The sequence below is a fragment of the uncultured Algibacter sp. genome, from assembly GCF_947487575.1.
GTDB lineage: Bacteria > Bacteroidota > Bacteroidia > Flavobacteriales > Flavobacteriaceae > Algibacter_B.
On the sequence record NZ_CANKXG010000013.1, the window covers coordinates 22,329 to 47,370 of the forward strand.

The following is a 25,042-nucleotide window of genomic DNA, read 5'->3' on the forward strand; positions in this document are numbered from 1 at the left end:
AGTGAATAGTGAGCCATTAATATCAATTATTATCCCTACTTACAATAGGGAGAATACAATTGCTGAGACACTAGATAGTGTATTATCGCAAACGTATGCGAATTGGGAATGTATTGCGGTTGATGACGGAAGTACGGATAGTACGATTAATATACTTGATGTGTATAGTAAAAAAGACAGCCGTTTTCAGTATTTTCAAAGACCAAGTCATAAAGAAAAAGGAGCTAATTCATGCCGAAATTATGGTTTTGAAAAAAGCAAAGGGAGTTTTATACAATGGTTAGATAGTGACGATTTATTATCGAAATTTTGTTTTGAAAAACGAGTGCAAACAATATTAGAAAAGCAATTAGATTTTGTTGTTGCAAGTACAGCATATTTAAATAATAATAACTCTAAAGAGGAGATTGTTAATCAAGACTCAGAACATGTTACGAACGAGGATTATCTAATACAGTTTTTAAGCTATAATTTACCTTGGTGCATTCTAAGTCCAATGTGGAAACGAAGCATTATTAGTGAATTTCATTTTGATGAGAATTTACAGCGTTTTCAAGACGTAGATTTTCATATTCGAATATTAGCATCAAACAAGTTTAAATTTGATAGGCTATATGAGATAGACACGTATTATCGTATTGGGCTTAATAATCCAAAAGGAGACTTACACGTAAAAAAAGTATTGAATAGTTTTGTTCCTTTTTTTAATAAAATTCAACCTTTAACAGATTCTAATCCTCGGAAAAAGCATTTTAGAACTTTTGTTTCTACGTTTTTATTTTCTCAAGGCTTTCCAAATTTTATTCTTTTTAAGGAAGAAGTTAAAGCTATTTTGAAAATAATTTATAAATCAAATACTTATAATTTATATCAAAAAGGGTTAGTTGCAATTGAAAGTTTTATTTTAGACAAAAAGTTATACAAAATAAAAGGGATAGGTTTATATAGATTAAGAACTTGGATAAAATCTCAACTCTTACCAACATGAATAATGATTTAATTTCAATAATTGTTCCTTGTTATAATCAGGCTGAATATTTGCCTGAAGCATTACAATCTGTTTTAAATCAAACATATAATAATTGGGAATGTATTATAGTAAATGATGGGGCTACCGATAATACAGAGACTGTTGCCCAAGAATGGCTAGCAAAAGACAGCCGCTTTAAATATTTTAAAAAAGAAAATGGCGGGTTAAGTAGCGCACGTAATCTAGGTATTGAGCAGGCTAAAGGTGAATATATATTACTATTAGATTCGGATGATAAAATAAATGAGACCTTAATCGCAAAGGCGCTTCCAGAATTTAATAAAGATGATAATATTGGGGTAGTAACGTATTGGTGTAATAGATTTATTGATAATACTATTATTGATGTTTTTAAACCTGCAGGAGGAAATATTACCAATTTTCTTTATAAAAACTCAGCCATTGGGACATCTATGTTCAGAAAAAAATGTTGGAAAATTATTGGCGGTTATGATGAGGAAATGAAAAATGGTTATGAAGATTGGGAATTTTATATTCGGCTAACTCAAAAATGGAATGTATTTGTTATTCCTGAGGTTTTACTTTACTACCGCCAGCATGCCGTTTCAATGAGAAAAGTGGCAGTTAACAATTATGATACAGAAATAAGGAAATATATTTTCTTAAAGCATAAAGCATTGTATATTGAAAATTATGAAGAAACTATTACCCACTTATTAAATAATGTAGCTAAAAATAAAGGATTAGAAATAAAGAGAATAAATTCTATTGATTATAAGTTAGGTAGTATAATATTAAAACCACTCAGGTTTATTAAAAAGCTATTGAAATGAAAACTAATTCAATGGTCACAATAATAATGGCAACTTATAACAGAGCCAATTATATTGCAGAAACTTTGCAGTCTATACAAAATCAAACCTATTCAAATTGGGAGTGTTTAATTATTGATGATGGAGGAACAGATAATACTTTAGAAATAATATCACCAATTCTAAAAACCGATAATAGATTTCAATTTTTTAAAAGGTCTAATAATTATGAGAAGGGTTTGCCAGGGAGTAGGAATTTTGGCTTAGACAAAGCTAAAGGTGATTATGTGATTTTTTTTGATGATGATGATATTGTGCACCCTCAAAATTTAGAGCTTTGTGTTAAAGAATTAAATAATTCAGAATTTGATTTTTGTAGATATGTTAGAGCAGTATTCGTTAAGGATTTTAATTATGATTTTGATTTAACAACAGCGTATACTAAATTTCAAATAGGTGTATCTAATTTAGAAGCTGTCATTAAGAATGAACTTCCAATAAATTCTTGTGCCATAATGTGGAAAAAAAAATGTTTTGAATCGAATAGGTTTACTGAGCATTTAATGTATGCAGAAGAGTGGGAATTATATTCAAGAATCCTTTCTTCTGGATATAAAGGGGTGTCAATAAATAAAACTTTATTTTACGGAAGAAAACATGCTGAATCTAATACAGGAGAATTTTATAAGGGAAACCCTAAAAGGATTCAATCAAAAAAAGAAGCTATACTTTTAATATTTAAAAATTTGATCAATAAAGATTTATTGTCTGAAAGTTTATTAAAATATTTAACAGGCTTGGCAATCATACTTAGAGATTATAAATTATTAAAAAAATTATTATTACTTGACAAAACTAAAACACAGACCAGTTTGTTTATAAAACTTAAATATTTGATGTACCCAATTTGGAAGCGTTATAAAAAAATTTGAAGTTATGTCTATAACTTCAAAACAAACAGCAGGGCCATTTTTTAAACTATGAGTAAAGCATCGTTGAAAATATTAATAATAACAGAGTCTTTGGATGTTAATGCAAATAGTGCAGCCAAGGGACGTTTGGCTCTTATAAACAGTTTTAAGTTAGCAGGATTTTATCCAGAAGTATATCATTATACCCAAAAAGAGATACGTATTGATGACGTAAAATGCACCCCTGTTTTCGAGGAGAAGTTTAGTGCAATGTATCTGTTAAGTAGGTTGCATAGATTATTTTTTCGTTGGTTGAAAATAGATATTGGTAATATTACAAACATTCTGTTTGGGTTTTCTTTTGGTTTTTTTAATGATAGAAATAGTGTTTATAAAGCCATAAAAAAAGTAGATATCGAACAATATCAAATGGTATGGACATTTAGTCAAGGCTCTAGTTTTCGTTCACACGCTGCTTTATTAAAGCTCCCAAAATGGCATAACAAATGGTATGCTTATGTTCATGACCCATACCCACATCATTTGTATCCCAGACCCTATAATTTTATTGAATATGGCTATAAAAAGAAGCGATATTTTTTTATGGATATAACAAAAAAGGCATACAAAGTGGTATTTCCAAGCTTACTTTTAAAAGAGTGGATGGAAAGTTATTATATAGATGTTAAAGAAAAGAGTCTTATTTTACCACATCCATTGGTTACAGCTAAAAGTAGTAAAGATAGCTTGCCCGAGTATTTTGATAGTAATAAGTTTAATGTTTTGCACGCAGGTAATTTATTGAATTTGAGAGACCCACTTCCATTGGTGGAGGCCTATCAAAAATTTTTAGAGATAAAACCTGAAGCTAAAAATGATTCCGCTTTATTATTTATAGGAAAAAAGTCAATTTTTCAGGATTATTTAAATAAAAAACGGCAATATATACCGCAGCTTTATATAAGTAAAGATTATGAGGATTTCAATAAGGTTTTCAGCATGCAGCAATTTACATCTGTTAACGTTATTTTAGAAGCTAAATCTGAAATTAGTCCTTTTTTACCAGGAAAGTTTCCACATTGTGTTGCTGCAAACAAACCTATTTTACTTATTGGCCCACATTATAGTGAATGCAAGCGTCTCTTGGGGAATGATTATTCCTATTTATTTGATTTTGATGATATTGAAAAACTAACAAATAGTATTGTTTTTTTGTATGATACTTGGAAACAAAATTCAAATAATTTGACACTTAATAGACCTGATTTATTACATTACCTTTCGGCAGATTATTCAAAGGAAATTTTAATAAGTGAACTTTAAAAAAGAAAATAGTTAAATGAAAATTTTAATGGTTTCAATGTCGTCAATTCATTTTTTCAGATGGACTAATCAACTAAAAGATTCTGGTCATGAGGTATATTGGTTTGATATAAATGATGGTAACAGAAAAGTTGATGCTATTTCTTGGGTAAATCAAATTGTAGGTTGGAAACGCATTTGGGATTTCCCAGGACGGTTTTTTATAAAAAAAAGATTTCCGAATCTATATAAAAAAATACAGTTTTTTAATGACCGAAAAACATCTAAAGTATTTGAAAAACTTATTCAAGATATAAAACCAGATATAGTGCAAAGCTTTGTTATGTACATGTCTTGTGTTCCCATTTTGAACGTCATGAAAAAATATCCTGATATAAAATGGATTTATTCTGCTTGGGGAAACGATTTATATTATTATCAAAATGAACCAAAATATTTAGAAGGAATACGTAAAACATTACCTCAAATAGATTATTTGTTTACAGATTGTGAGCGCGATTACCACATAGCAAAAAATCATGGTTTTAAAGGCAAATATTTAGGAACTTACCCTGGAGGAGGCGGATATGTAATTTCAGATTACGAAAATTTTGTTGAGCCTTTTGAAGTTAGAAAAATAATTTTAATAAAGGGGTATCAGCATAAATTTGGACGCTGTAATTTGGTGTTAGATGCTATTTATGAATTAAAAAATTATTTAACTGATTTCGATATTGTGGTATTTTCAGATAACGAGTTAGTTCGAAAACATATAGAATTTAAAGGGTTTAATTTATGGGGTAATTTTAAATGCACTGGGAAATTGACACATAAAGAATTGCTAAAATTGATGGGGCAAGCTTATATTTACATTGGTAGTTCTATATCTGATGGTATGCCTAATACATTATTAGAGGCCATAATAATGGGAGCATATCCTATTCAGTCTAACCCTGGTGGCGCAACTTCTGAAATTATTAATGATGGGCAAAATGGTACTTTAATTCATAATAGTGAAGATGTTTCAGAAATTAAAAATAAAATAGAATTTGCCATAAATAATGAGCCTCTATTGGAAGAAGCTTTTAAACTCAACAGAAAATTGCGTCATACTTTGGAGTATTCTACAATTAAAAATAGAGTTTTAAAAAAATATAATGAACTAGAGCATAACACTATTAATTTATAATTCGTAATACAAAATGGGGCTTACAAAAAATATGTGCGAATTAATTTTAAGTGCAAAACTTAAAAGGCATATTAACTTAGGTAAATTAATTATGGTGGGGCGTCAAAACCTGCATTTAAGTCAAGAACAATTAGGGGTAAGCTTAAAGAAGTTTGGATATGCTATTAATAATATTTCTAAAATATTAAATAAGGATAATACTTTTGCAGATGCTTTTTTTGAAGAAATAGGAGGAAAAGAAATTCATTCTATTGATGCTTCAGATTATGAAGATGCAACTATAATTCATGATTTAAATGAGCCGCTTAAGAATAAGCACAAAAACCAATATTCACTTGTGCTTGATTCAGGAACTTTGGAGCATGTTTTTAATTTCCCTCAAGCCATAAAAAATTGTATGGAATTGACTCAAATTGGTGGGCATTTCATGGGCATTTATCCTTGTAACAATTTTTTTGGACATGGTTTTTATCAATTTAGCTCAGAACTTTTTTATAGAGTTTTAAGTAAAGAAAATGGGTTTCAAATAATTGATGTTGTAATTTTTGTTGATGAAATGGGTACCACGTTTTATAATGTACCCGATACAAGTGAAAAACATCAAAGAATTCAATTTGTAAATACCAAGCCAGTTTATATATATGTATTAGCCAAAAGGCTGGAAGAAACTAAAATGTTTGAACATCAACCTTTGCAAATGGATTATGAGCAATTAAAATGGAAAGGAAAGCGGGAGAGTTTAAAAAAACAGACAAAACAAAAACCTTTTAAACACTATATTCCAGTATACTTAAGAAATATTTTAAAAGCTATATTTAATAAATCAAAACAACCCGATAGTATTCATTTTAAAAAGTCTTACTTTTCGGTTTATAATTTGAAATCTGATTAATAAATTTTTAAAATGAATCCTGCTTATACAATCTTATTCGCTTATAGAAATAGAGACCCAAATAGGGTTAAGCTATCTTTGCTATCACTAAAAAAGCAAAAGCGAATAAATTTTGAAGTCGTTTTTATAGATTATGGTAGTACGCTCGATTATTCTAAAAACATAAGCGAGGTAGTCGGGAATTTTGAATTTTCAACCTATTGCTATATTGGTCATAAGGGCTTATTGTGGAATAAAAGCAAGGCTCTTAACTACGGAATTACTAAATCTAAAACTGATACTATTTTTATAGCAGATGTAGATGTGCTAGTTGCTCCCAGTTTTTCAGTTGTTATAGAATCGTTAATAAAACCAAATCAGTTTTCCTTATTTAAAATAGGTTATTTGCCAGAAAGTATTTCTTCAGATACTATTGAAAAATCAAGTTTTGAGGAGTTAAAACCAAAGCATTACGGAGACACTTTTGGTATAGGTTTATTCCCTAAAAAAGCTTTAGAAAAAGTCAATGGCTTAGACGAGTTTTTTCATTTTTATGGTTCTGAAGATGAAGATTTAAATTTTAGATTAACAACCGCTGGTTATAATATGAATAGATGTGAATCAAATTTATTATTGCACCAATGGCATGAGAGATACCCTCAAAAAGCTAAAGAAGAATTGACAATAACACCTCGTTTGTCAAATATTCAGCGTATAAATCAAAGACATTTTTTAAGACATAAAGAAAATCAAGAATTTACATTAGGTGAAGTAGAAAATAGAAAGTACTACACAAAGTCAGATTTCGAAATTCTTAAAAACCCTTCAAAAATAATTGAAATAGATAATATTGAGGCAAAGGTTATTCATGTTTTGAATTATGAACTAAGAACTATTAAAGGTGATATTGCTCAAATTGTATTCAAAGAATCTACATACTATAATTCTTCAAAATACAAAGTTAAATCAGTTCTTAATAAACAGTCGCAGCCCTATTTATCAATGAAACAAGTGAATGATTTGGTATTACAAAAAGTGCTTTTCGATTATAGAAACCATAATTATATTTATGAAGTTTCTAAAGACCTAAAGATTATTGAATTCACTATAGATTTAAGGAATTAATGATTAACCGTAAAAAAATACGATTGTTTTGGTGGAGTGAATCTCTACTTATGGGGAAAGCTAAAGAGAATTATGGAGACGTTTTAGGTAAATATTTAGTCGAAAAAATATCAAATAAAAAAGTGGTTTTTTCACAACCCAAAAAATTTAGTATCCTTGATTTTTGGCAGCCTATTTATGTTACGGCAGGAAGTATTTTGGCGCATGTCAATAAAAAATGTATAGTTTGGGGTAGTGGAATTATTAATCAAAACCAAATAGTAAAAGCAGCGAAATTTTTGGCAGTCAGAGGGCCAGAAACTAGAAGGGTCTTAATGAGTCAAGGTTATGATGTACCAGAAGTATATGGGGACCCCGCGTTGCTTTTACCAAATTACTATAATCCTAAAGTAGATAAAAGCTATACATTTGGTATTATACCTCATTATGTTGATTACGCATTTGTTAAAAATAAATTTGGTCATTTAAAAGATGTTTTGATTATTGATTTAATGACTAATAGTATTGAAGACACAACAGGTCAGATACTACAATGCAAGTATGTTATGTCCTCATCTTTACATGGAATTATAGTTTCTCATGCTTATCAAATACCAGCGTTATGGATTAAGTTTTCAGATAGGCTTTTTGGTGATAATATTAAGTTTAAAGATTATTTTAAATCCGTAGCAATAGAACCGTATACCCCGCTTGGAATTGAATCATTTAACGCTAATGAAGATACTGAAAAGTTATTCAAAAAAGATGAAGCACTTCCAGATCATAATGTAGTTAATTATCTTAAGATAGGCTTAATAGAAGCTTGTCCGTTTAAGTAAGTAAAATATGTATAACTAAAGCTGTTTTCCTTTTATTTCATTCAGATAAATTATTAAATTGCCATATCTCAAATGAATAGTTGGATAGTATGAGTTTAATAATAGCTGAAATTGGTCAAGCACATAATGGGAGTATTGATAGTGCTCATAGTTATATAGATGCTTTGGCAAAAACTGGAGTGGATGCTGTTAAATTTCAGACCCATATTGCAGATGCAGAAAGTAGTATTTACGAACCATTTCGAATAAAATTTTCAGATCAAGATGCAACTCGTTTTGATTATTGGAAACGTATGGAATTCTCACTTAATGAATGGAAAGATTTAAAAAAGCACTGTGATGATGTTGGGCTAGAATTTATGAGTTCGCCATTTAGTAACGCAGCTGTAGATTTGTTAGAGCAGGTTGGTGTTAAGCGTTACAAAATAGGTTCAGGAGAGGTTACTAATTTTTTGCTTTTAGAACGAATTTCGCAAACAAAAAAGCCTGTTATTTTATCATCTGGAATGAGTTCTTTTATAGAACTTGATGCTGCAGTAAATTTTTTAAAAGAGAAACATATCGAAACTTCAGTTTTGCAATGTACAACGGCATATCCTACACAACCAGAAGAATATGGGTTGAATGTAATAACAGAATTGAAAGAGCGTTACAACATTCCTGTTGGATTTTCTGATCATTCTGCTAAAATTGAAACTTGTGTAGCAGCTTTTGCTCTTGGAGCAGAAATATTAGAATTTCACGCGGTTTTAAATAGGCAGGTTTTTGGTCCAGACACGACATCTTCATTAACCATTCAAGAAATAGAAGTGCTTGTAAAAGCGCTTAGAAATATAGAAATTGCAAATCAATTTAACATTGATAAAAATGATACTAGCAAATTTTCGGAATTGAAAGTAATTTTTGAAAAATCACTTGCAGTAAATAAAGATTTAGATAAAGGACATATTATTGAGTTTGAAGATTTGGAAGCTAAAAAACCAGCTAATAAGGGAATGAAAGCATCAGAATTTAGGCGTGTTATAGGAACTCGACTTAATAGAGATATGGTACAATGGGAATTTTTAAATAATGAAGATATAGCATAATGGCAAAACGAAAAATATGTGTTGTAGTTACAGCAAGACCTTCATATAGCAGGATAAAAACGGCCTTAACTGCCATTAAAAAACATCCTGATTTGGAATTGCAACTGGTCATTGCTGGTTCTGCATTATTAGATCGTTATGGTAATGCCGTTGACTATATAAAAAAAGATGGATTTAATATAGATGCCAAGGTTTTTATGGTGTTAGAGGGTGAAAATAAAACCTCTATGGCAAAAACTACCGGTCTAGGTGTTATGGAGTTGGCAACTGTTTTCTATAATTTAAATCCAGATGCTGTGGTTACTATTGCAGACCGTTTTGAAACTATTGCAACGTCTATTGCTGCGGCTTATCAAAACATTCCATTAATACATATTCAAGGGGGAGAAGTTACGGGTAATATAGATGAAAAAGTAAGACATGCTAATACTAAATTAGCAGATATCCATTTGGTGGCGTCTAATGATGCAGAAGCGCGTTTGCTAAAAATGGGAGAGGATGCCGATTATATATTTAACACAGGTTGTCCATCAATAGATATTGCAAGCGAGGTCAAAAAATCTCCTGAATTAGGTTTTAACCCAATTGAAAAATATGGTGGTGTAGGAAAGGATATAGATTGGGAAAAAGGGTATTTAGTAGTTATGCAACATCCTGTAACTACAGAGTATGATGAAGCTAGATTGCATGTCACAACAACTTTAAAAGTTGTACACGAATTAGGGATTCCAACATTTTGGTTTTGGCCTAATGTAGATGCGGGGGCGGATGGAACTTCAAACGGAATTAGATCATATCGCGAAATACACCAACCAGAGAATATTCACTTTTTTAAGAATATGATTCCTGAAGATTTTTTAAGATTGTTAGTGAATAGTAGGTGTCTTGTCGGTAATTCAAGCGTGGGTATTAGGGAGTGTGTTTTTTTAGGAGTTCCAGTTGTAAATATCGGGACAAGACAAAACGGAAGAGCAAGAGGCGAAAATGTAATTGATGTATCTTACGACAGCGAAGCTATTAAAAAAGGAATCAATAACAGATTAAAAAATTCTGATGTTATTAATAAAAGTACCATTTATGGTGAAGGGAATTCCGGAGAAAAAATAGCTAATATTTTAGCCGACGTTAAACTTCGTTTTCATAAAACCATCTCATATTAATGAATATTTTAGGCATTATACCTGCAAGAGGAGGCTCTAAAACCGTACCAGGCAAAAACATAAAGCTATTAGCTGGTAAGCCACTTTTGCAATATACTGTGGATGTTGCTAAAGCATCAAAACACCTGACCAAATTAATTTTAAGTTCTGATGATGATAGAATTATAAGCATTGCCAATCAGTTGAAATTAGAGGTGCCCTTTAAAAGGCCTTCAGATTTAGCACAAGATAAATCGCCAACCTTACCAGTTATTCAGCATGCCCTAAATTTTTACAAAGATCAGGGGATTTATTTTGATGCGGTTTGCCTATTACAAGTTACAAGTCCTTTTAAAACTACGGAGTTTATAGATAATGCCATTAAAAAGTTTATTGAAAGTAAAGCAGATGCCTTGGTATCGGTTAAAAAAGTACCAGATGAATACAATCCGCATTGGACATTTAAAGCAAACGATAATGACTGTTTAGAACTTTCAACAGGCGAAGAAAAAATTATTTCAAGACGACAAGATTTACCTATTGCATATCATAGAGACGGTATTATTTATTTAACAAAAACCAAAGTGCTTTTAGAACAAAATTCACTTTATGGCAAGACTTTGACTTATATAGAATCGCCTTTAGATAGCAATATTAATATTGATACTTTTGATGATTGGAATCAAGCTGAAGATTATTTAAAAAACAATAAACTATAGTTTAGTGCCTAACTCTAAAAAGAAAATATTAATTTTAATAACTGACGGAGTTAGTTTAAGGAACTTTGCTTATACAAGTTTTTATAAGAAGGGATTAGAAAATAATTATGATGTTGTTTTTTGGAATAATACACCATTCAATTTAAGTGATTTAGGCATAAATCATATCCCACTTACTAATTCTCGATTACATAAATACACTACAATTCTTAAGAATGTTCGTAAACGTGTAGAACTTAATTGCTACAGGAAACGTTTTGATGACACTATTTATTCAAAATATTCATTTCCATTGCCTATTAATAATTTTAAAAATATAATTAAAAGTATTATAACTAAAATTTTAATTATTCTATTCAATTCAGAAAAAGGATTGACATTTATTAGAAATCAAATTAATAGATTAGAATCGAGTACAGGCTATTATCAATCTTGTAAAACGCTATTAGAATCTCATAAGCCAGATATTGTTTATTCTACTAGTCAGCGTTCAGCTTTAGCTATAGCACCTATATTAGCCTCAAAAGCATTAAATATTCCAACTATAGGGTTTGTTTACTCGTGGGATAATGTACCAAAAGCAACTTTGGATGTCGTTACAGATTTTTATCATGTATGGAGTAATTACATGAAGGGTGAGCTTTTAAAATATCAGCTATTCGTTAAAAACAAACAAGTTACAGTTACTGGAACTCCACAATTCGAACCTCATTTCAATAACGATGAAATACTTTCTAAGGAAGAACTTTTTAAAACCTATAGTCTAGATTTCGGTAAAACATATTTATGTTACAGCGGAGATGATGTTACAACATCTCCAAAAGACCCTTTGTATTTAAGGGATGTTGCACTAGCAATTAGAAAACTAAATACCGAAGGACATAACTTAGGATTGATTTTTAGAAGATGCCCAGTTGATATATCAAATAGATATGACTCTGTAATAAACGAATTTAAGGATATTATAACTCCTATTGAACCAATTTGGAGAACAGAAGGGCAAGTTTGGAATACCATTTTGCCAACGGTTGAAGATTCTGTATTGTTGGCGTCTTTAGCGGTATACTCGGATATTGTTATAAATTTAGGGTCTTCTATGGTTTTTGATTTTGCTATACATGGTAAGCCTTGTATGTTTATGAATTATAATTATTTTAATACTGAAGAAAAACCAGAAGAGGGTGTTTATGTGTATGATTATGTGCATTTTAGGTCTAAACCTTCAGAAGATGCTGTAGTTTGGTTAAATCATCCAAATGAAATTTCAGAAAAAATTGAAAATCTATTAAATGATTCAGGTAAAACTATTAGTGCTGCAAAGGCATGGTTTAATGTTATAAATAAACAACCCGCAAATTTAGCTTCAAGTTCTATTTGGAAAGAGATAAATGCAATTAACAAATAATAAAATTCAAGCTAAAGTATGTTTTTTAACTCTATTGCTTTTTTAATATTTCTTCCTACTGTATTTTTCTTGTATTGGTTTTTGTTAAAAAAAAGCCTTAAGCTTCAAAACATTCTTTTATTAATTGCTAGTTATTTTTTTTATGGCTGGTGGGACTATCGTTTTTTATTGCTTATCGCTTTGAGTACTGTTATTGATTATGCTATTGGTTTAAAATTGCGAGATGAAACGGTTGACAAAAAGCGGAAATACTTATTAGCTGTAAGTTTAGTTTTTAATTTAGGCATGTTAGGCTTTTTTAAATACTATAATTTTTTTGTTGAAAGCTGGATTGATTCATGGTCATTATTAGGTGTTGAAATGCATGCATCCACAATGCAAATTGTACTTCCTGTGGGTATCTCTTTTTATACATTTCAAACCTTGAGTTATACTATAGATATTTACCGAAAAAAGCTAACACCAACTACTAACGTTGTGAATTTTGCAACTTTTGTGGCGTTCTTTCCGCAGTTGGTTGCTGGCCCTATTGAAAGAGCAACAAACCTCTTGCCTCAGTTTTCAATAAAAAGGACCTTTAACTTAGAACACGCAAAATCAGGAATTCATTTAATTATTTGGGGGCTGTTTAAGAAAATAGTAATTGCCGATAATTGTGCGACTTACGTGAATACCATTTTCGATAATTATCAAGAGTTAAATACTTTGACATTAGTCATAGGAGTCGTGTATTTTGCTTTTCAAATTTATGGTGATTTTTCTGGATATAGCGATATAGCCATTGGAACAGCACGACTCTTTGGATTTGAATTGATGCAGAATTTTAACTACCCGTATTTTTCTAGAGACGTCGGAGAATTTTGGAGAAGGTGGCATATTTCACTCTCAACTTGGTTTAGAGATTATTTATACATTCCAATGGGAGGTTCTAGAACAATTAAAAGCAAGCAAATTAGAAATGTATTTATTGTTTTTTTGGTAAGTGGGTTTTGGCACGGAGCAAACTGGACATTTATAATTTGGGGTGCATTGCACGCTCTGTTTTTTATTCCATTATTGTTAAGGAAAAAGAATAGAAAAAACTTAAATCAAGTTTCAGAACACAGTATTTTGCCTTCATTTCGAGAATTACTAGAAATGTTATCAACTTTTGCATTAGTAGCATTAGCCTGGGTGTTTTTTAGGGCTAATAATATTTTAGAGGCATGTAATTATATTAAGCGATTAATAACTAATTTAAATTTTAATATAGAATATTTAAGTATTGAAAATTATAGTTTAGAAATGTTGCTTCTTATAACTATATTTATAGGAATTGAATGGTTTCATAAACAAAATGAACATCCTTTTTCAGGGTCATATAAATGGTTTAAGATTATTGGTATTTTATTAATGATTTTGACTTTGGGTGTATATTCTAACCATCAAGAATTTATTTATTTCCAATTTTAATGAAGCAGTTTTTACTATATATATTAAAAATTATCGTGGCGCTCATTTTAATGATGTATACATTTGATAGAATTTACTCTACGACTTTCAAGAATAAGAATCCAAGAAATAAAGTTCATAAAATACTTCAATTAGAAAATAAACACTATGATATGGCCTTTTTGGGTTCATCTAGAACTGAATGTCATGTAGATTGTGAGTTAATTGAAGAAATAACAGGAAAATCATGTATCAATTTAGGTATGTCTGGTGCAAGTTTAGGAGATATGTTAATATTGTTGTCATTAGCAGAAACCAATAATATTACATTTGAAAGTTTAGCAATACAAATAGATTATAATTTTTATAATACTGGACTTTCAAACACCTTTAAGGCTAATTTAGTTCCCTTTATTCAAAATCCTATTGTAAAAAAAGAGCTAAATAAGGATAATGACAATTTTTATTACAATAATATTCCATTTTATAGATATATGAAGTATGATAAAATTGTTGGTTTTAGAGAGTTTTTTGCGACACTTTTTAATAAAAAACCAAGAAGCGAAATTAAATTTGGTTTTAATCCTAAGAAAGGACAGGGTTTAGCAATTCACGGTAAGTTGCCTGATAGTTTTGTACATACCAATAGAGAATTGGAAGCAATAAAAGAATTAGCAGAAAGAAATGAAACGAAGCTCCATCTTTTTACTGCACCGTATTGTCAGAATATAAATAATAGAATAAAACTTTTAGAATTAAAAAATGATATACCAACAATATTAAGTTATGTTAATGTTTTTGATAATAAAGAAGGGTATTTTTTTGATTGTGCACATTTAAATCATGAAGGGGCTAGGGAATTCACTAAAATATTAATTAAAGATATTTCTAAATTAAGCGAATGAATATAGCCTTTATAACTCCTGAATATCCGCATAAAAACTTGAAGCGTTCGGCAGGTTTAGGTTCAAGTATTAAAAATACAGCTACGTCTCTTGCTAATACAGGACATGATATTACAGTATTCGTGGTTTTTCAAAATGAAGAAAAAGTATTCACTGATAATGGTATAAAAATAATTTCAATTTCACGTAAAGGATACAAGTTTTTTGGATGGTATTTGGAGCGTAAGCACATACAGAAAATAATTCAAAAAGAAATTCAAGAAACCAATATAGGTGTATTAGAAGCACCGGATTGGACTGGAATTACTGCATTTATGTCATTTACAATTCCGTTAATTATTCGGTTACATGGTAGCGATACTTATTTTTGCAACCTTGAAGGACGGAAACAAAAACGAAAAAATCATTTTTTTGAAAGAAAGGCTTTAAACCAAGCTGATAAAATAGTGTCGGTAAGTACATTTACAACAAACCTGACGAAGAAGTTATTTAACTTAGAATGTGATATAGAAACCATTTATAATGGTATTAATACAGATATGTTTAAACCTATTGGAACAAAAATAAAAACTGGTCAGATTTTGTATTTTGGAACAATTATAAGGAAAAAGGGTATATTAGAATTGGCAAGTATTTTCAATAAAGTTATTGCGCTCCATAATGATGTAAGTTTACTTTTAATAGGTAAAGATGTTAAGGATGCATTTGAAAATAAATCAACTCTCGATATGTTTTTGGGACGTTTAACAGAAAAAGCGAAATCTAAAGTAACACATTTAAAAGCGGTGCCTTATAGAGACATAAAAAACTATATTGGTCAGGCTCAAGTTGTGGTTTTACCTAGTTTTGCTGAAGCTTTCCCAATGACATGGCTTGAAACTTTAGCAATGGAAAAAGCTTTGGTAGCTTCAAATATTGGCTGGGCAAAAGAACTCATGGAAGATGGAAAAACAGGATATTTGGTAAATCCTAAAAATCATGATGAGTTTTCAACTAAAATTATAACCCTTTTAAAGGATGAAGAAAAAAACAAACGATTTGGAATTAATGGCAGAGCACATGTTATTTCTAATTTTTCAACTTCTGTAATTCTTAAAAAAAACATTAATTTTTATAAGTCGCTACTTCCTAAAAATGATTAAACTCAGTACATATATAACACAAAGCGGTGAAGTCCTATTGTATAACGGAGCGCCAGATTTAGAGATACTTGAAGAGTTATCTATGGGTTCCGGAGATTTATGGCACAGTAGTTTAGATCAAGGTTTTGAAAATTGTTTTCAAGAATTGGTATATCATTCTGCGGTATATTGGTGGTTTATAAATGATTTTAAAGGGGTAGACACATGTGTTAGTTGGAGAATGAATGTTCATAACTTTGTTGTTAGAGCATCTGTATGGGAAGTTTTAGGAGGTTTTGATAATCAATACTCTAATGATATTATCAGTGGATTAGATTTCGGATTTAATTTGATAAGAAATTCAGGTGGTGTTCCGCTTTATGTAAAAGGGTTATTTCCAAAAGAGGTAGTTAATGTTTCAATTTCAAAAGAAGATAGGTATTTGTTTTTTTTGAAAAATTTCAAAAAGCATCATAGTTATTATATGCTGTTTAGAAAGTGTTTTAGTTTCTTTTCAGAATATAAAACTTTAAAGAATGCTTCTAAAAAAGTATCTAAAGAGAAAAATAAAATTCTTTCTTACAGGGACTTAAAACCTATAAAAGGGAATCCTACAGTAAGTTTGGTTATTCCAACAATGAAACGTCAGGAATATACAGAACTGTTGTTACAAGACCATAATACACAGTCATATCTAATTAAGGAGGCTATTATTGTAGATGCAACTCCAGAAGAAGAACGAGATGCAAAATATTATAATCCAGAAAATTTCAAATTTAATGTTATAGTAAAATGGCAAACAACTAAAGGAAGCTGTCGTGCTCGAAATGAAGCTATAAATATGTGTTCGGGTAATTATATTATTTTTGCTGATGATGATGTACGTGTATTACCAGATTTTGTTGAAAACCACATTAGGTTATTGCAAACTTACAATGTGAGTGCATGTAATGGGTTAGATATTATGGCAGATAACACGAATCAAAACCTTAATGATTTAAAGGAAAAGTTGTCGACTTTAAACCATGATAGATGGAAAGTTGGTGTTGCTCATTTATTTAGTAACGCTAATGCTTGTGTTAAAAGAACAGTTGTAGAAAAATTAGTGGGTAATGATGTTAATTTTGATGGTGGTTATGGAGAAGACGCCGATTTTGGTCTAAGGATTTTAAAGTTGGGCGAAGTATTATTACACAATCCATTTTCGCCTAATTTACATTTAAAACCACCAGTGGGAGGTTACCGGTTTTGGGGTAATCAGTCAAAAATACTTGGTAAGAATCGCAAGATTCAACCATGGGAATTGGATAAACCAGTGAAGAATATTCGTCCAGTACCTAGTCCAACAATCACATATAAATTCTTGAAGCATTATACGTCAACGCAAATTAAAGAATGGCGTTGGAAACATTTTTTTATATATCTTTTTAAAAGAGAAAAAAAAGAAATTATTTTGAGATTGTTAAAATTGCCGTATAAATATTTACAGTTTAGCAAATCTTTAATGTATGCAAAACGATTAATAAAAAAAGGAGAACAATTTAAATAGTATAATTAGTATTATACAAAAACTAAAAAAAATCAATGAGCGGCACATTCAGTAAATTATCAATTATAATTCCAGCTTATAATGAAGCTTCTGCTATTCACCAAATTTTAAATAAAATTAAAGATGTTGAGCTATTAGGAAATATTAAGCGTGAGCTAGTTATTGTAAACGATTATAGTACTGACGGAACTTCTGAAGTCATAAAAAAATATATTAGCTCGAATGAAGACTTAAATATCAAGCTTTTTGAACACGAAAAGAATAAGGGTAAAGGTGCTGCATTGCATACAGGAATTAATAATGCTACCGGAGATATTATTGTTATTCAGGATGCCGATTTGGAATACGACCCAAAGGAATATAATGTGCTTCTAAACCCAATTTTAAATGGTTATGCAGATGTGGTTTATGGTAGTAGGTTTATGGGAAGTAATCCGCATAGAATTTTGTTCTTTTGGCATAGTATAGGAAATAAGTTTTTAACATTCTTTAGTAATATGATGACCAATTTAAACTTAACAGATATGGAAACCTGTTATAAAATGTTTAATGCAGATATGCTAAAATCGTTAAGTTTAAAAGAGAATAGATTTGGTTTTGAACCCGAAGTAACAGCAAAAATATCAAGAATTCACAAGGTAAGAATTTATGAGGTTGGAATTAGCTACTATGGTAGAACTTTTGAAGAAGGTAAAAAGATTGGATGGAAAGATGGTTTTAGAGCCATATACTGTATTTTGAAGTATCGATTTTTTAAATAATGATTAAATATTTAAGTAAGCCATCTTTTATAGCATTTGCATTTTTATGCCTCTTGTTGCCTAAAATTTATTACTTAGTATTATCTAATAGTAACGGGTTATATAAACCTGAAAAGGCGTATAATAGTGGTGATGCCTCTCACTATTTGAGAATTGCGAAAAATATTAATGAGTTTAATGTTTTTTCAGATAATAATTCTGAAAACCCTACAGAAAGTGCCACCTGGCGACCGCCACTATGGCCTTATGTTTTGGCTTTGTTTTTTTTTGTAACTAATAACATTTTAGGTTTAATTATAGCGAAATCTATTTTTGAGTTAATACTGCTTGTAATGGCTTTTTTATTGTTAAAGCGTTTTAAAAACATTAAACCCATTCATTTGTTACTTTTTTTAGTAATCTTAATAGAGCCTTATTATTTAAAGTATTCAATAACATTTTTGTCAGAAAGCTTAACTTCAATTCTAATACTTTTATTGGCATTGTCTTTTGTGTTGTTTAATGATTCAAAAAAGTATAGTATTATTGTTCCCTTATTATCAGTGGTTATAATTCTTTGTCATCCAGTTTCAATATTCTTCGTATTAACACTATTAGTTATCTATGGTCTAGTTGGGTTAAAAAAACACCCAATAAGAATGGTAGTGCATGCTCTGTTAACCATTGGATTAATCGTTTTATGGCCAATTAGAAATCAACAAACCTTTAGGCAGGGTATATATTTAACGGCATCTCAAGGGGCGACATTTTCTAAAGGGTGGAATGAAAATGTAATAACGAATTATACTAATGTTGATGGTGATTTAGCTGATGAAGGATTAAATTTAAAATACGTAGATAATATAGAAAGTAAGCCTAGAAATTCGATTTTAACACTAGGTAAACTTTATAAAGAGGGTACTGCCATTTATATTAAAAGTTTGAACTTCAGAGATTTTTTTAAGATTGTTTTTATTAAACTGAAATCTAATTTCAATCCATTTCCAGAAAAGGCAAAAGCAGGAAATTTAGAGACTTTAGCAATCGGTTTTAGAATATTATATGTTGTTTTATTTTTACAATGTTTAATCAGAATTTTTAAGCATAGGCAGTTAAAGACCAAATCAGAAAAAGACAAGGTTTATTTAGTGGTTTTTGCAATTCTAATCGGCCAAACATTAATGTCTATTTATATTTATACAGGTTTACGTTTTAATGCTATATATAGCCTTACTTTATTATTTAGTTTTATATATCTTAACAAAGAATATCTTTTGAGCTTAAAGAAAAAAGTCACTAATACTTAAAAGGCTACGTTATGAATTTTACCTTAATTGTTTGTACTTATATGCGTAGTGAACCTTTGTTGAAACTACTTTTTTCAGTGAAGGAACAAATTTTATATCCAAACGAAATTTTAATTATTGATGCCTCTTTAAATGGTGAGACTAAAAAGACTATTACGAATAATAGCTTTGAGAATTTAAAATATTTTAAGGTTGAAGAGGATAATAGAGGGTTAACTAAGCAACGAAATTACGGAATCAATTTAGTTTCAAAAGAATCAGAAGTGATATGCTTCTTAGATGATGATGTTATTTTAACACCTAATTATTTTAATAATTTAATAGAAACTTATAAGAAGTATCCGGATGCATTAGCGGTAGGTGGGTATATTACCAATGAAGTTGAATGGGTGAAAGCATCAAATAAAAAAACAACTGATAAGTTTTATTATGATGGTTGGGAGCGAAATGAACCTTCTAGATTTAGGTTAAGAAATAAATTTCATTTGCAACCAGACCAACCACCTGGTTTTTTACCAAGTTTTGCTCACGGAAGATCTATTGGTTTTTTACCCCCATCTGGCAAAATATATAAGGTAGAACAGATTATGGGAGGGGTTTCTTCTTATAAAAGAATGGTGTTTGATACTTTATCATTTTCTACTTATTTTGAGGGCTATGGCCTTTATGAAGATGCCGATTTTTCGCTACGTATAGCAAAAAAGGGTAGCCTATATATTAATACAAGCGCACAATTGACCCATCATCATGATGCTTCAGGTAGACCAAATAAGTTTGTTTATGGTAAAATGGTTGTTAGAAATGGTTGGTATGTATGGCGTGTAAAATATTCTAAACCGAGTTTTAATTCACGTTTAAAATGGAATTTAACCGAGTTGTTATTGTTGGCTGTTAGGTTTTCGAATACTTTCACAACGCCCTATAAAAAAGAAGCATTTACAGAAACTTTGGGAAGAATTGTAGGATGGCTATCTTTACTTTTTAATACCCCTAAAGTTAAACCATGAGGTTTCTAATTATCACACATGTTGAGCATAAAGAGGAAAATAATACCTTTTCTGCCTATGCGCCTTATGTTCGTGAAATGAATTTATGGTTAAAGCATGTTAGCGAAGTCATTATTGTTGCTCCACAAAGTGATAAAAGTAAAAGTGTAATTGATTTGGCCTATCTACATGATAATATAAGCTTTAACCTTGTCGCGTCAATTAAATTTACAAGTATAAAAAGCGCAATTTTTTCAATAATTAAAATACCCTCAATTTTAATTAATATTTTTAAAGCTTGTAAAAAAGCAGATCATATTCATTTAAGATGCCCTGGAAATATAGGACTATTGGGTTGCTTAGTTCAAGTGTTTTTTCCTAATAAAATTAAAACAGCAAAATATGCTGGAAATTGGAATCCAGCTGCTGTTCAGCCTAAAAGTTATAAGTTTCAAAAGTGGTTGCTTTCAAATACATTTCTAACAAAAAATATGACTGCTTTAGTTTATGGTGAATGGAAAAATCAAACTAAAAATATTAAAGCATTTTTTACAGCTAGTTTTTCGAATCAAGAAAAGCGAGTTTCTGAAATTAGAGATTATTCAACAAATTTAAAATTTGTTTTTCTTGGGAGTTTGGTAAATGGAAAACGTCCGTTATTGGCTATTCAAATTGTTGAAGCCTTAATTAATCAGGGTGTAAATATAGATTTTGATATTTATGGTGAGGGCATTTTAAAACCAGATTTGCAAAATTATATAGTTGATAATAATTTGGAAGGAAAGGTTAGGTTATTAGGAAACAGAAATCAATCTGAAATTAAACAGGCACTAAAAGAAAGTCATTTTTTAATATTACCATCAAAATCTGAGGGTTGGCCAAAGGCAGTTGCTGAAGCTATGTTTTTTGGTGTAGTACCAATTGTTACTGAAATTTCATGTGTCCCTTTTATGCTAGATTTTGGTAAGCGGGGTATTTTAATACCTCCAAATAAGGAAAAGGCTTTTTCTATTATCTGGGAAAGTTTAAAAGATACTAAGAATTTAAAGATAATGTCAAATAGTGCCAGTGAATGGTCTCAAAAGTATACTTTAGATGTCTTTGAAACAGAAATAAAAAAAATATTAAAACATTAAATGCGCGTATTACAATTAATAGATTCTTTAGATGTTGGAGGTGCCGAACGTGTAGCTATAAATATTGCTAATGGTTTATCTGTTGAGATTGAAAGTTCTTTTTTATGTACTACTCGCAAAGAAGGTGTTTTGAAAGAAAGTCTTTCTCCTAATGTGGGTTATTTGTTTTTAAATAAAACTAAAACTATTGATTTTGCAGCCATAAAACGTTTAAATAAATATGTTAAAGAATATAGAATAAATATTATTCATGCACATTCCAGTTCTTTTTTTTTAGCAACGATTATTAGGTTTTTAAACCCTAAAATTATTATTATTTGGCATGATCATTATGGAAATAGTGAATTTCTAGAAACTAGAAAATATAGTGTTTTAAAGCGGTGTTCTAAATATTTCTCTCATATATTCAGTGTAAATAAACCACTTAAATTATGGGCGTCAAAAATATTAAAGTTTAAAAACGCAACGTATTTACCAAACTTTGCGGAGGTAAACAAAACACTTAAAAGCACTACTTTATCTGGAATATCTGGTAAAAGAATAGTGTGTTTAGCAAATCTACGACCTCAAAAAGATCATATTACTTTACTTTTGGCTTTTAAAGAGGTTTTAAAAAAACATCCAGATTGGACGTTGCATTGCGTCGGCAAAGATTTTATAGATAGTTATTCTAAGGCTATTGAAAATAAAAAACAAGAGCTTGGCTTAAAAGAATCTGTTTATATGTATGGCAGCAAACTAGATGTGTTTAATATTTTAAAACAAGCTGAAATTGGAGTTTTATCATCTAAATCTGAAGGCTTACCTTTAGCCTTATTAGAATATGGTTTTGCCAAATTAGCAGTTGTGGCTACTAGCGTAGGTGAGTGTGTAACTGTAATCTCAGATAAAGAAAACGGCTTATTGATTGAAGCTTCATCATCAATAGAAATGGCAAAGGCATTATTGTTTTATATTGAAAATGAAGATTTGCGGCATACATTTGCAACACGTTACAATAAGCATGTTGAAGAATACTATTCGCAAACCGCACAAATAGAAACTATTTTAAAAATATATAACACCTATATTAAAAATAATTGAAAAGCTTTAATTACATAAAGAATATTTTTTTGCACATTTTAATAGGCTTTAGTATTTTTAATTTTAGAGCGCTGTCAAAAGTATATTTAATAGCCATTTTTATTTATTTTATAATTCAAATTTTAAAAGCAAAACCATCCGAAAAGGCTTTAAAAGTTTTGATGGCTTGCAGTTATGTGGTTGGTGCAGAGGTGTTTTTAAGAATGACAGGTGGCAGTCTTTTATACGAAACTTCAAAGTATTTGGTTATTTTGTTTACATTGGTAGGACTCTTTACTGTTAAGTCAAGTAAGGTAGCTATCCCTTTTGTAGTCTATGTTCTTTTGCTTATCCCAGGCATATTCGTTGCTGGATTTAGCGCAACTGAAGAAACTGAATTAAGAAAAGCCATAGCATTTAATTTAAGTGGACCAGTCTGTTTAGGTATTGTCTCTATTTTTTGTTATAAACTTAAAATAAATTATGAAAATATTCATAAAGTGCTATTGAATATGGCTTTGCCAATGATATCAATTACAACATATTTGTTTCTTTATACACCAGATCTTCAAGAGGTAATCACAGGTACAGGTTCAAATTTTGCTGCCTCAGGGGGTTTTGGGCCAAACCAAGTATCGACTGTACTAGGGTTAGGTATGTTTGTGTTTTCAATACGTTTTTTTATGCTTTCTCCGACTTTATTTTTTAAATTGGTTAATGGGTTTTTATTAGCAGTAATGAGTTTTAGAGGTATAGTTACATTCAGTAGAGGGGGGGTGATAACTGCGTTATTTATGATTGCAGTGTTTATTTATTTTTATTTCAAGAGAGTGAATAAAAAAGGCAAGTTTAGAATTAGTCGATTAGTAATTGTTTTTGCAGGTTTAGGGTTGTTAATATGGCTGTTTTCATCCATTCAAACTAGCGGATTAATTGAAAACAGATATGCTAACAAAGATGCAATAGGCCGGGAAAAGGCTGATGTTTCTACTGGACGATCAGATTTAATCTTTTTTGAATTGGAAGAGTTTTTTAAAAACCCAATAGTAGGTGTAGGTGTAGGTAAAATAAAAGAATTAAGACTAAAAAGAGAAGGTGTTACGGTGGCTTCTCATAATGAAATGAGTCGTATCTTATCAGAACATGGCCTATTTGGGTTAACAGCTATTTTAATTTTATTACTAACACCTTTGTTTTTGAGGATAGGTAATAAATCTAATTTCTTTTTTTATTCCTGTTACATTTTCTGGTTTTTAACTATAAATCACTCATCAATGCGTATTGCGGCGCCAGCATTTGTATATGGTCTTTGTTTATTAGATATTCAGTACAAAACTAATCGTGTTAAAAAAGTACAACAATTCAAAAATAAAAAACAATCAACTTTAATAAGTCATTGAAAACCTTAATATATATTGGTAATAAATCTGGGGTTAGTAAACGTGCTAATTTATCATCTATTGATGTGTTAGCCCCTTTATTAGTTAAGGCGGGTTATACAGTTTATTCTGCATCTAAAAGTGAAAATAGAGTTGTTAGATTGGTAAGTATGTTGTGGACGTGCTTTAAATATAGAAAAAAAGCCGATTATGTTCTTATTGATACCTATAGTACACTCAACTTCTATTATGCTTTTTTTGTGAGTCAATTATGTCAAGTTCTAAAATTGAAGTATTTGCCAATTCTACATGGAGGAAATCTGCCTGAAAGACTTAAGTCATCTTCTAATTTATCTAAATCTATATTCAATAATGCATATATAAATGTAGCACCTTCAATGTTTATTAAATCTAAATTTGAAGCTTCTGGATTCAATAATGTTATAAACATACCAAATTCAATAGAACTAAAAAATTATCCTTTTAAGGAAAGAACTTTTGATAGTATCAAGTTGCTTTGGGTGCGTTCTTTTTCGAAAATTTATAACCCTTTATTAGCAATTGATGTTATGAAGGCTTTTGAAAATGAATACATTAAGGTTAAACTTTGCATGGTTGGTCCAGATAATGATGGAACTTTACAAGACGCTAAGAAGTATGCTGATAAATTGGATGTTGATGTTCGTTTTACTGGAAAATTGTCAAAAAAAGAATGGATTGAGCTTTCAAAGGAGTATAATATTTTCATTAATACAACAAATTTTGATAATATGCCAGTGAGTGTTATCGAGGCAATGGCTTTGGGGTTGCCTGTAATTTCTACAAACGTTGGGGGGATGCCTTTTTTAATTGAAAACGATAAAAGTGGGATTTTAGTAAAACCAAATTCTTCAGAAGCTTTTGTTGAATCAATTAAGAAATTATCGAGTTCTGAAGATTATGCTCAAAACATAATACAAGAAGCACGACTGAATACCGAAAAGCTTGATTGGGAAATTGTTAAAAAACAGTGGATTAAAGTATTGAAATAATTAACTCTTAATAGAATTTTACTTG

General features: G+C 30.0%; 23 protein-coding genes. All 23 read left to right on the forward strand.

The window, feature by feature from the left end:
• Position 1: 1 nt before the first annotated feature.
• The 23 genes from Q0870_RS13805 to Q0870_RS13915 all read left to right on the forward strand — a co-directional run bounded on the left by Q0870_RS13805 (position 2) and on the right by Q0870_RS13915 (position 25,017).
• Positions 2-988 (forward strand): glycosyltransferase, encoded by a 987-nt coding sequence (locus tag Q0870_RS13805; RefSeq protein WP_298556298.1) that lies wholly within the window; start codon positions 2-4, stop codon positions 986-988.
• Positions 985-1,824 (forward strand): glycosyltransferase family A protein, encoded by an 840-nt coding sequence (locus Q0870_RS13810; protein ID WP_298556300.1) that lies wholly within the window; start codon positions 985-987, stop codon positions 1,822-1,824. The genes Q0870_RS13805 and Q0870_RS13810 overlap by 4 nt, the downstream gene beginning before the upstream one ends.
• A complete protein-coding gene (locus Q0870_RS13815) occupies positions 1,821-2,735 on the forward strand; it encodes a glycosyltransferase family 2 protein (RefSeq protein ID WP_298556302.1) in 915 nt (304 codons plus the stop codon). Before Q0870_RS13810 ends, Q0870_RS13815 begins: the two co-directional genes overlap by 4 nt.
• Before the next feature lie 48 nt (positions 2,736-2,783).
• Positions 2,784-4,037, forward strand: a complete 1,254-nt coding sequence (locus tag Q0870_RS13820) for a UDP-glycosyltransferase (protein WP_298556304.1) — start codon at positions 2,784-2,786, stop codon at positions 4,035-4,037.
• 16 nt (positions 4,038-4,053) lie between these two features.
• Positions 4,054-5,205: a glycosyltransferase family 4 protein gene (locus Q0870_RS13825; RefSeq protein WP_298556306.1), complete on the forward strand. Its 1,152-nt coding sequence runs from the start codon at positions 4,054-4,056 to the stop codon at positions 5,203-5,205.
• Between the two features lie 31 nt (positions 5,206-5,236).
• On the forward strand, positions 5,237-6,097 hold the full coding sequence (locus Q0870_RS13830) for a hypothetical protein (RefSeq protein ID WP_298556308.1): 861 nt from the start codon (positions 5,237-5,239) through the stop codon (positions 6,095-6,097).
• A gap of 12 nt (positions 6,098-6,109) precedes the next feature.
• The gene (locus Q0870_RS13835) at positions 6,110-7,201 is read left to right on the forward strand and encodes a galactosyltransferase-related protein (protein WP_298556309.1); all 1,092 of its coding nucleotides are present in this window, start codon (positions 6,110-6,112) and stop codon (positions 7,199-7,201) included.
• Positions 7,201-8,019: a polysaccharide pyruvyl transferase family protein gene (locus Q0870_RS13840; RefSeq protein WP_298556310.1), complete on the forward strand. Its 819-nt coding sequence runs from the start codon at positions 7,201-7,203 to the stop codon at positions 8,017-8,019. The genes Q0870_RS13835 and Q0870_RS13840 overlap by 1 nt, the downstream gene beginning before the upstream one ends.
• A gap of 89 nt (positions 8,020-8,108) precedes the next feature.
• The gene (locus Q0870_RS13845; RefSeq protein ID WP_298556311.1) at positions 8,109-9,107 is read left to right on the forward strand and encodes an N-acetylneuraminate synthase family protein; all 999 of its coding nucleotides are present in this window, start codon (positions 8,109-8,111) and stop codon (positions 9,105-9,107) included.
• Entirely contained in the window at positions 9,107-10,267 is a 1,161-nt protein-coding gene (neuC, locus tag Q0870_RS13850) for a UDP-N-acetylglucosamine 2-epimerase (RefSeq protein WP_298556312.1), read from the forward strand. Before Q0870_RS13845 ends, neuC begins: the two co-directional genes overlap by 1 nt.
• Entirely contained in the window at positions 10,267-10,965 is a 699-nt protein-coding gene (locus tag Q0870_RS13855; protein WP_298556313.1) for an acylneuraminate cytidylyltransferase family protein, read from the forward strand. The genes neuC and Q0870_RS13855 overlap by 1 nt, the downstream gene beginning before the upstream one ends.
• Positions 10,966-10,969: 4 nt before the next feature.
• Entirely contained in the window at positions 10,970-12,370 is a 1,401-nt protein-coding gene (locus Q0870_RS13860) for a UDP-glycosyltransferase (protein WP_298556314.1), read from the forward strand.
• Between the two features lie 18 nt (positions 12,371-12,388).
• Positions 12,389-13,822, forward strand: a complete 1,434-nt coding sequence (locus Q0870_RS13865) for an MBOAT family O-acyltransferase (RefSeq protein ID WP_298556316.1) — start codon at positions 12,389-12,391, stop codon at positions 13,820-13,822.
• Positions 13,823-13,857: 35 nt separating this feature from the next.
• Positions 13,858-14,706: a hypothetical protein gene (locus tag Q0870_RS13870; protein WP_298556317.1), complete on the forward strand. Its 849-nt coding sequence runs from the start codon at positions 13,858-13,860 to the stop codon at positions 14,704-14,706.
• Positions 14,703-15,848 carry a glycosyltransferase family 4 protein gene (locus Q0870_RS13875; protein ID WP_298556318.1) on the forward strand — a complete coding sequence of 382 codons (1,146 nt, stop codon included), beginning with the start codon at positions 14,703-14,705 and terminating at the stop codon, positions 15,846-15,848. Before Q0870_RS13870 ends, Q0870_RS13875 begins: the two co-directional genes overlap by 4 nt.
• A complete protein-coding gene (locus Q0870_RS13880) occupies positions 15,841-17,376 on the forward strand; it encodes a glycosyltransferase family 2 protein (RefSeq protein ID WP_298556319.1) in 1,536 nt (511 codons plus the stop codon). Before Q0870_RS13875 ends, Q0870_RS13880 begins: the two co-directional genes overlap by 8 nt.
• Positions 17,377-17,411: 35 nt before the next feature.
• A complete protein-coding gene (locus tag Q0870_RS13885; protein ID WP_298556320.1) occupies positions 17,412-18,137 on the forward strand; it encodes a glycosyltransferase family 2 protein in 726 nt (241 codons plus the stop codon).
• The gene (locus tag Q0870_RS13890) at positions 18,137-19,423 is read left to right on the forward strand and encodes a hypothetical protein (protein WP_298556321.1); all 1,287 of its coding nucleotides are present in this window, start codon (positions 18,137-18,139) and stop codon (positions 19,421-19,423) included. The genes Q0870_RS13885 and Q0870_RS13890 overlap by 1 nt, the downstream gene beginning before the upstream one ends.
• 11 nt (positions 19,424-19,434) lie before the next feature.
• Positions 19,435-20,430 (forward strand): glycosyltransferase family 2 protein, encoded by a 996-nt coding sequence (locus Q0870_RS13895; RefSeq protein WP_298556322.1) that lies wholly within the window; start codon positions 19,435-19,437, stop codon positions 20,428-20,430.
• Entirely contained in the window at positions 20,427-21,545 is a 1,119-nt protein-coding gene (locus Q0870_RS13900; RefSeq protein ID WP_298556323.1) for a glycosyltransferase, read from the forward strand. Before Q0870_RS13895 ends, Q0870_RS13900 begins: the two co-directional genes overlap by 4 nt.
• Positions 21,546-22,628 carry a glycosyltransferase gene (locus Q0870_RS13905; RefSeq protein ID WP_298556324.1) on the forward strand — a complete coding sequence of 361 codons (1,083 nt, stop codon included), beginning with the start codon at positions 21,546-21,548 and terminating at the stop codon, positions 22,626-22,628.
• 29 nt (positions 22,629-22,657) lie between these two features.
• Positions 22,658-24,007, forward strand: a complete 1,350-nt coding sequence (locus Q0870_RS13910) for an O-antigen ligase family protein (protein WP_298556325.1) — start codon at positions 22,658-22,660, stop codon at positions 24,005-24,007.
• Positions 24,004-25,017 carry a glycosyltransferase family 4 protein gene (locus Q0870_RS13915; protein WP_298556326.1) on the forward strand — a complete coding sequence of 338 codons (1,014 nt, stop codon included), beginning with the start codon at positions 24,004-24,006 and terminating at the stop codon, positions 25,015-25,017. The genes Q0870_RS13910 and Q0870_RS13915 overlap by 4 nt, the downstream gene beginning before the upstream one ends.
• Positions 25,018-25,042 lie beyond the last annotated feature (25 nt).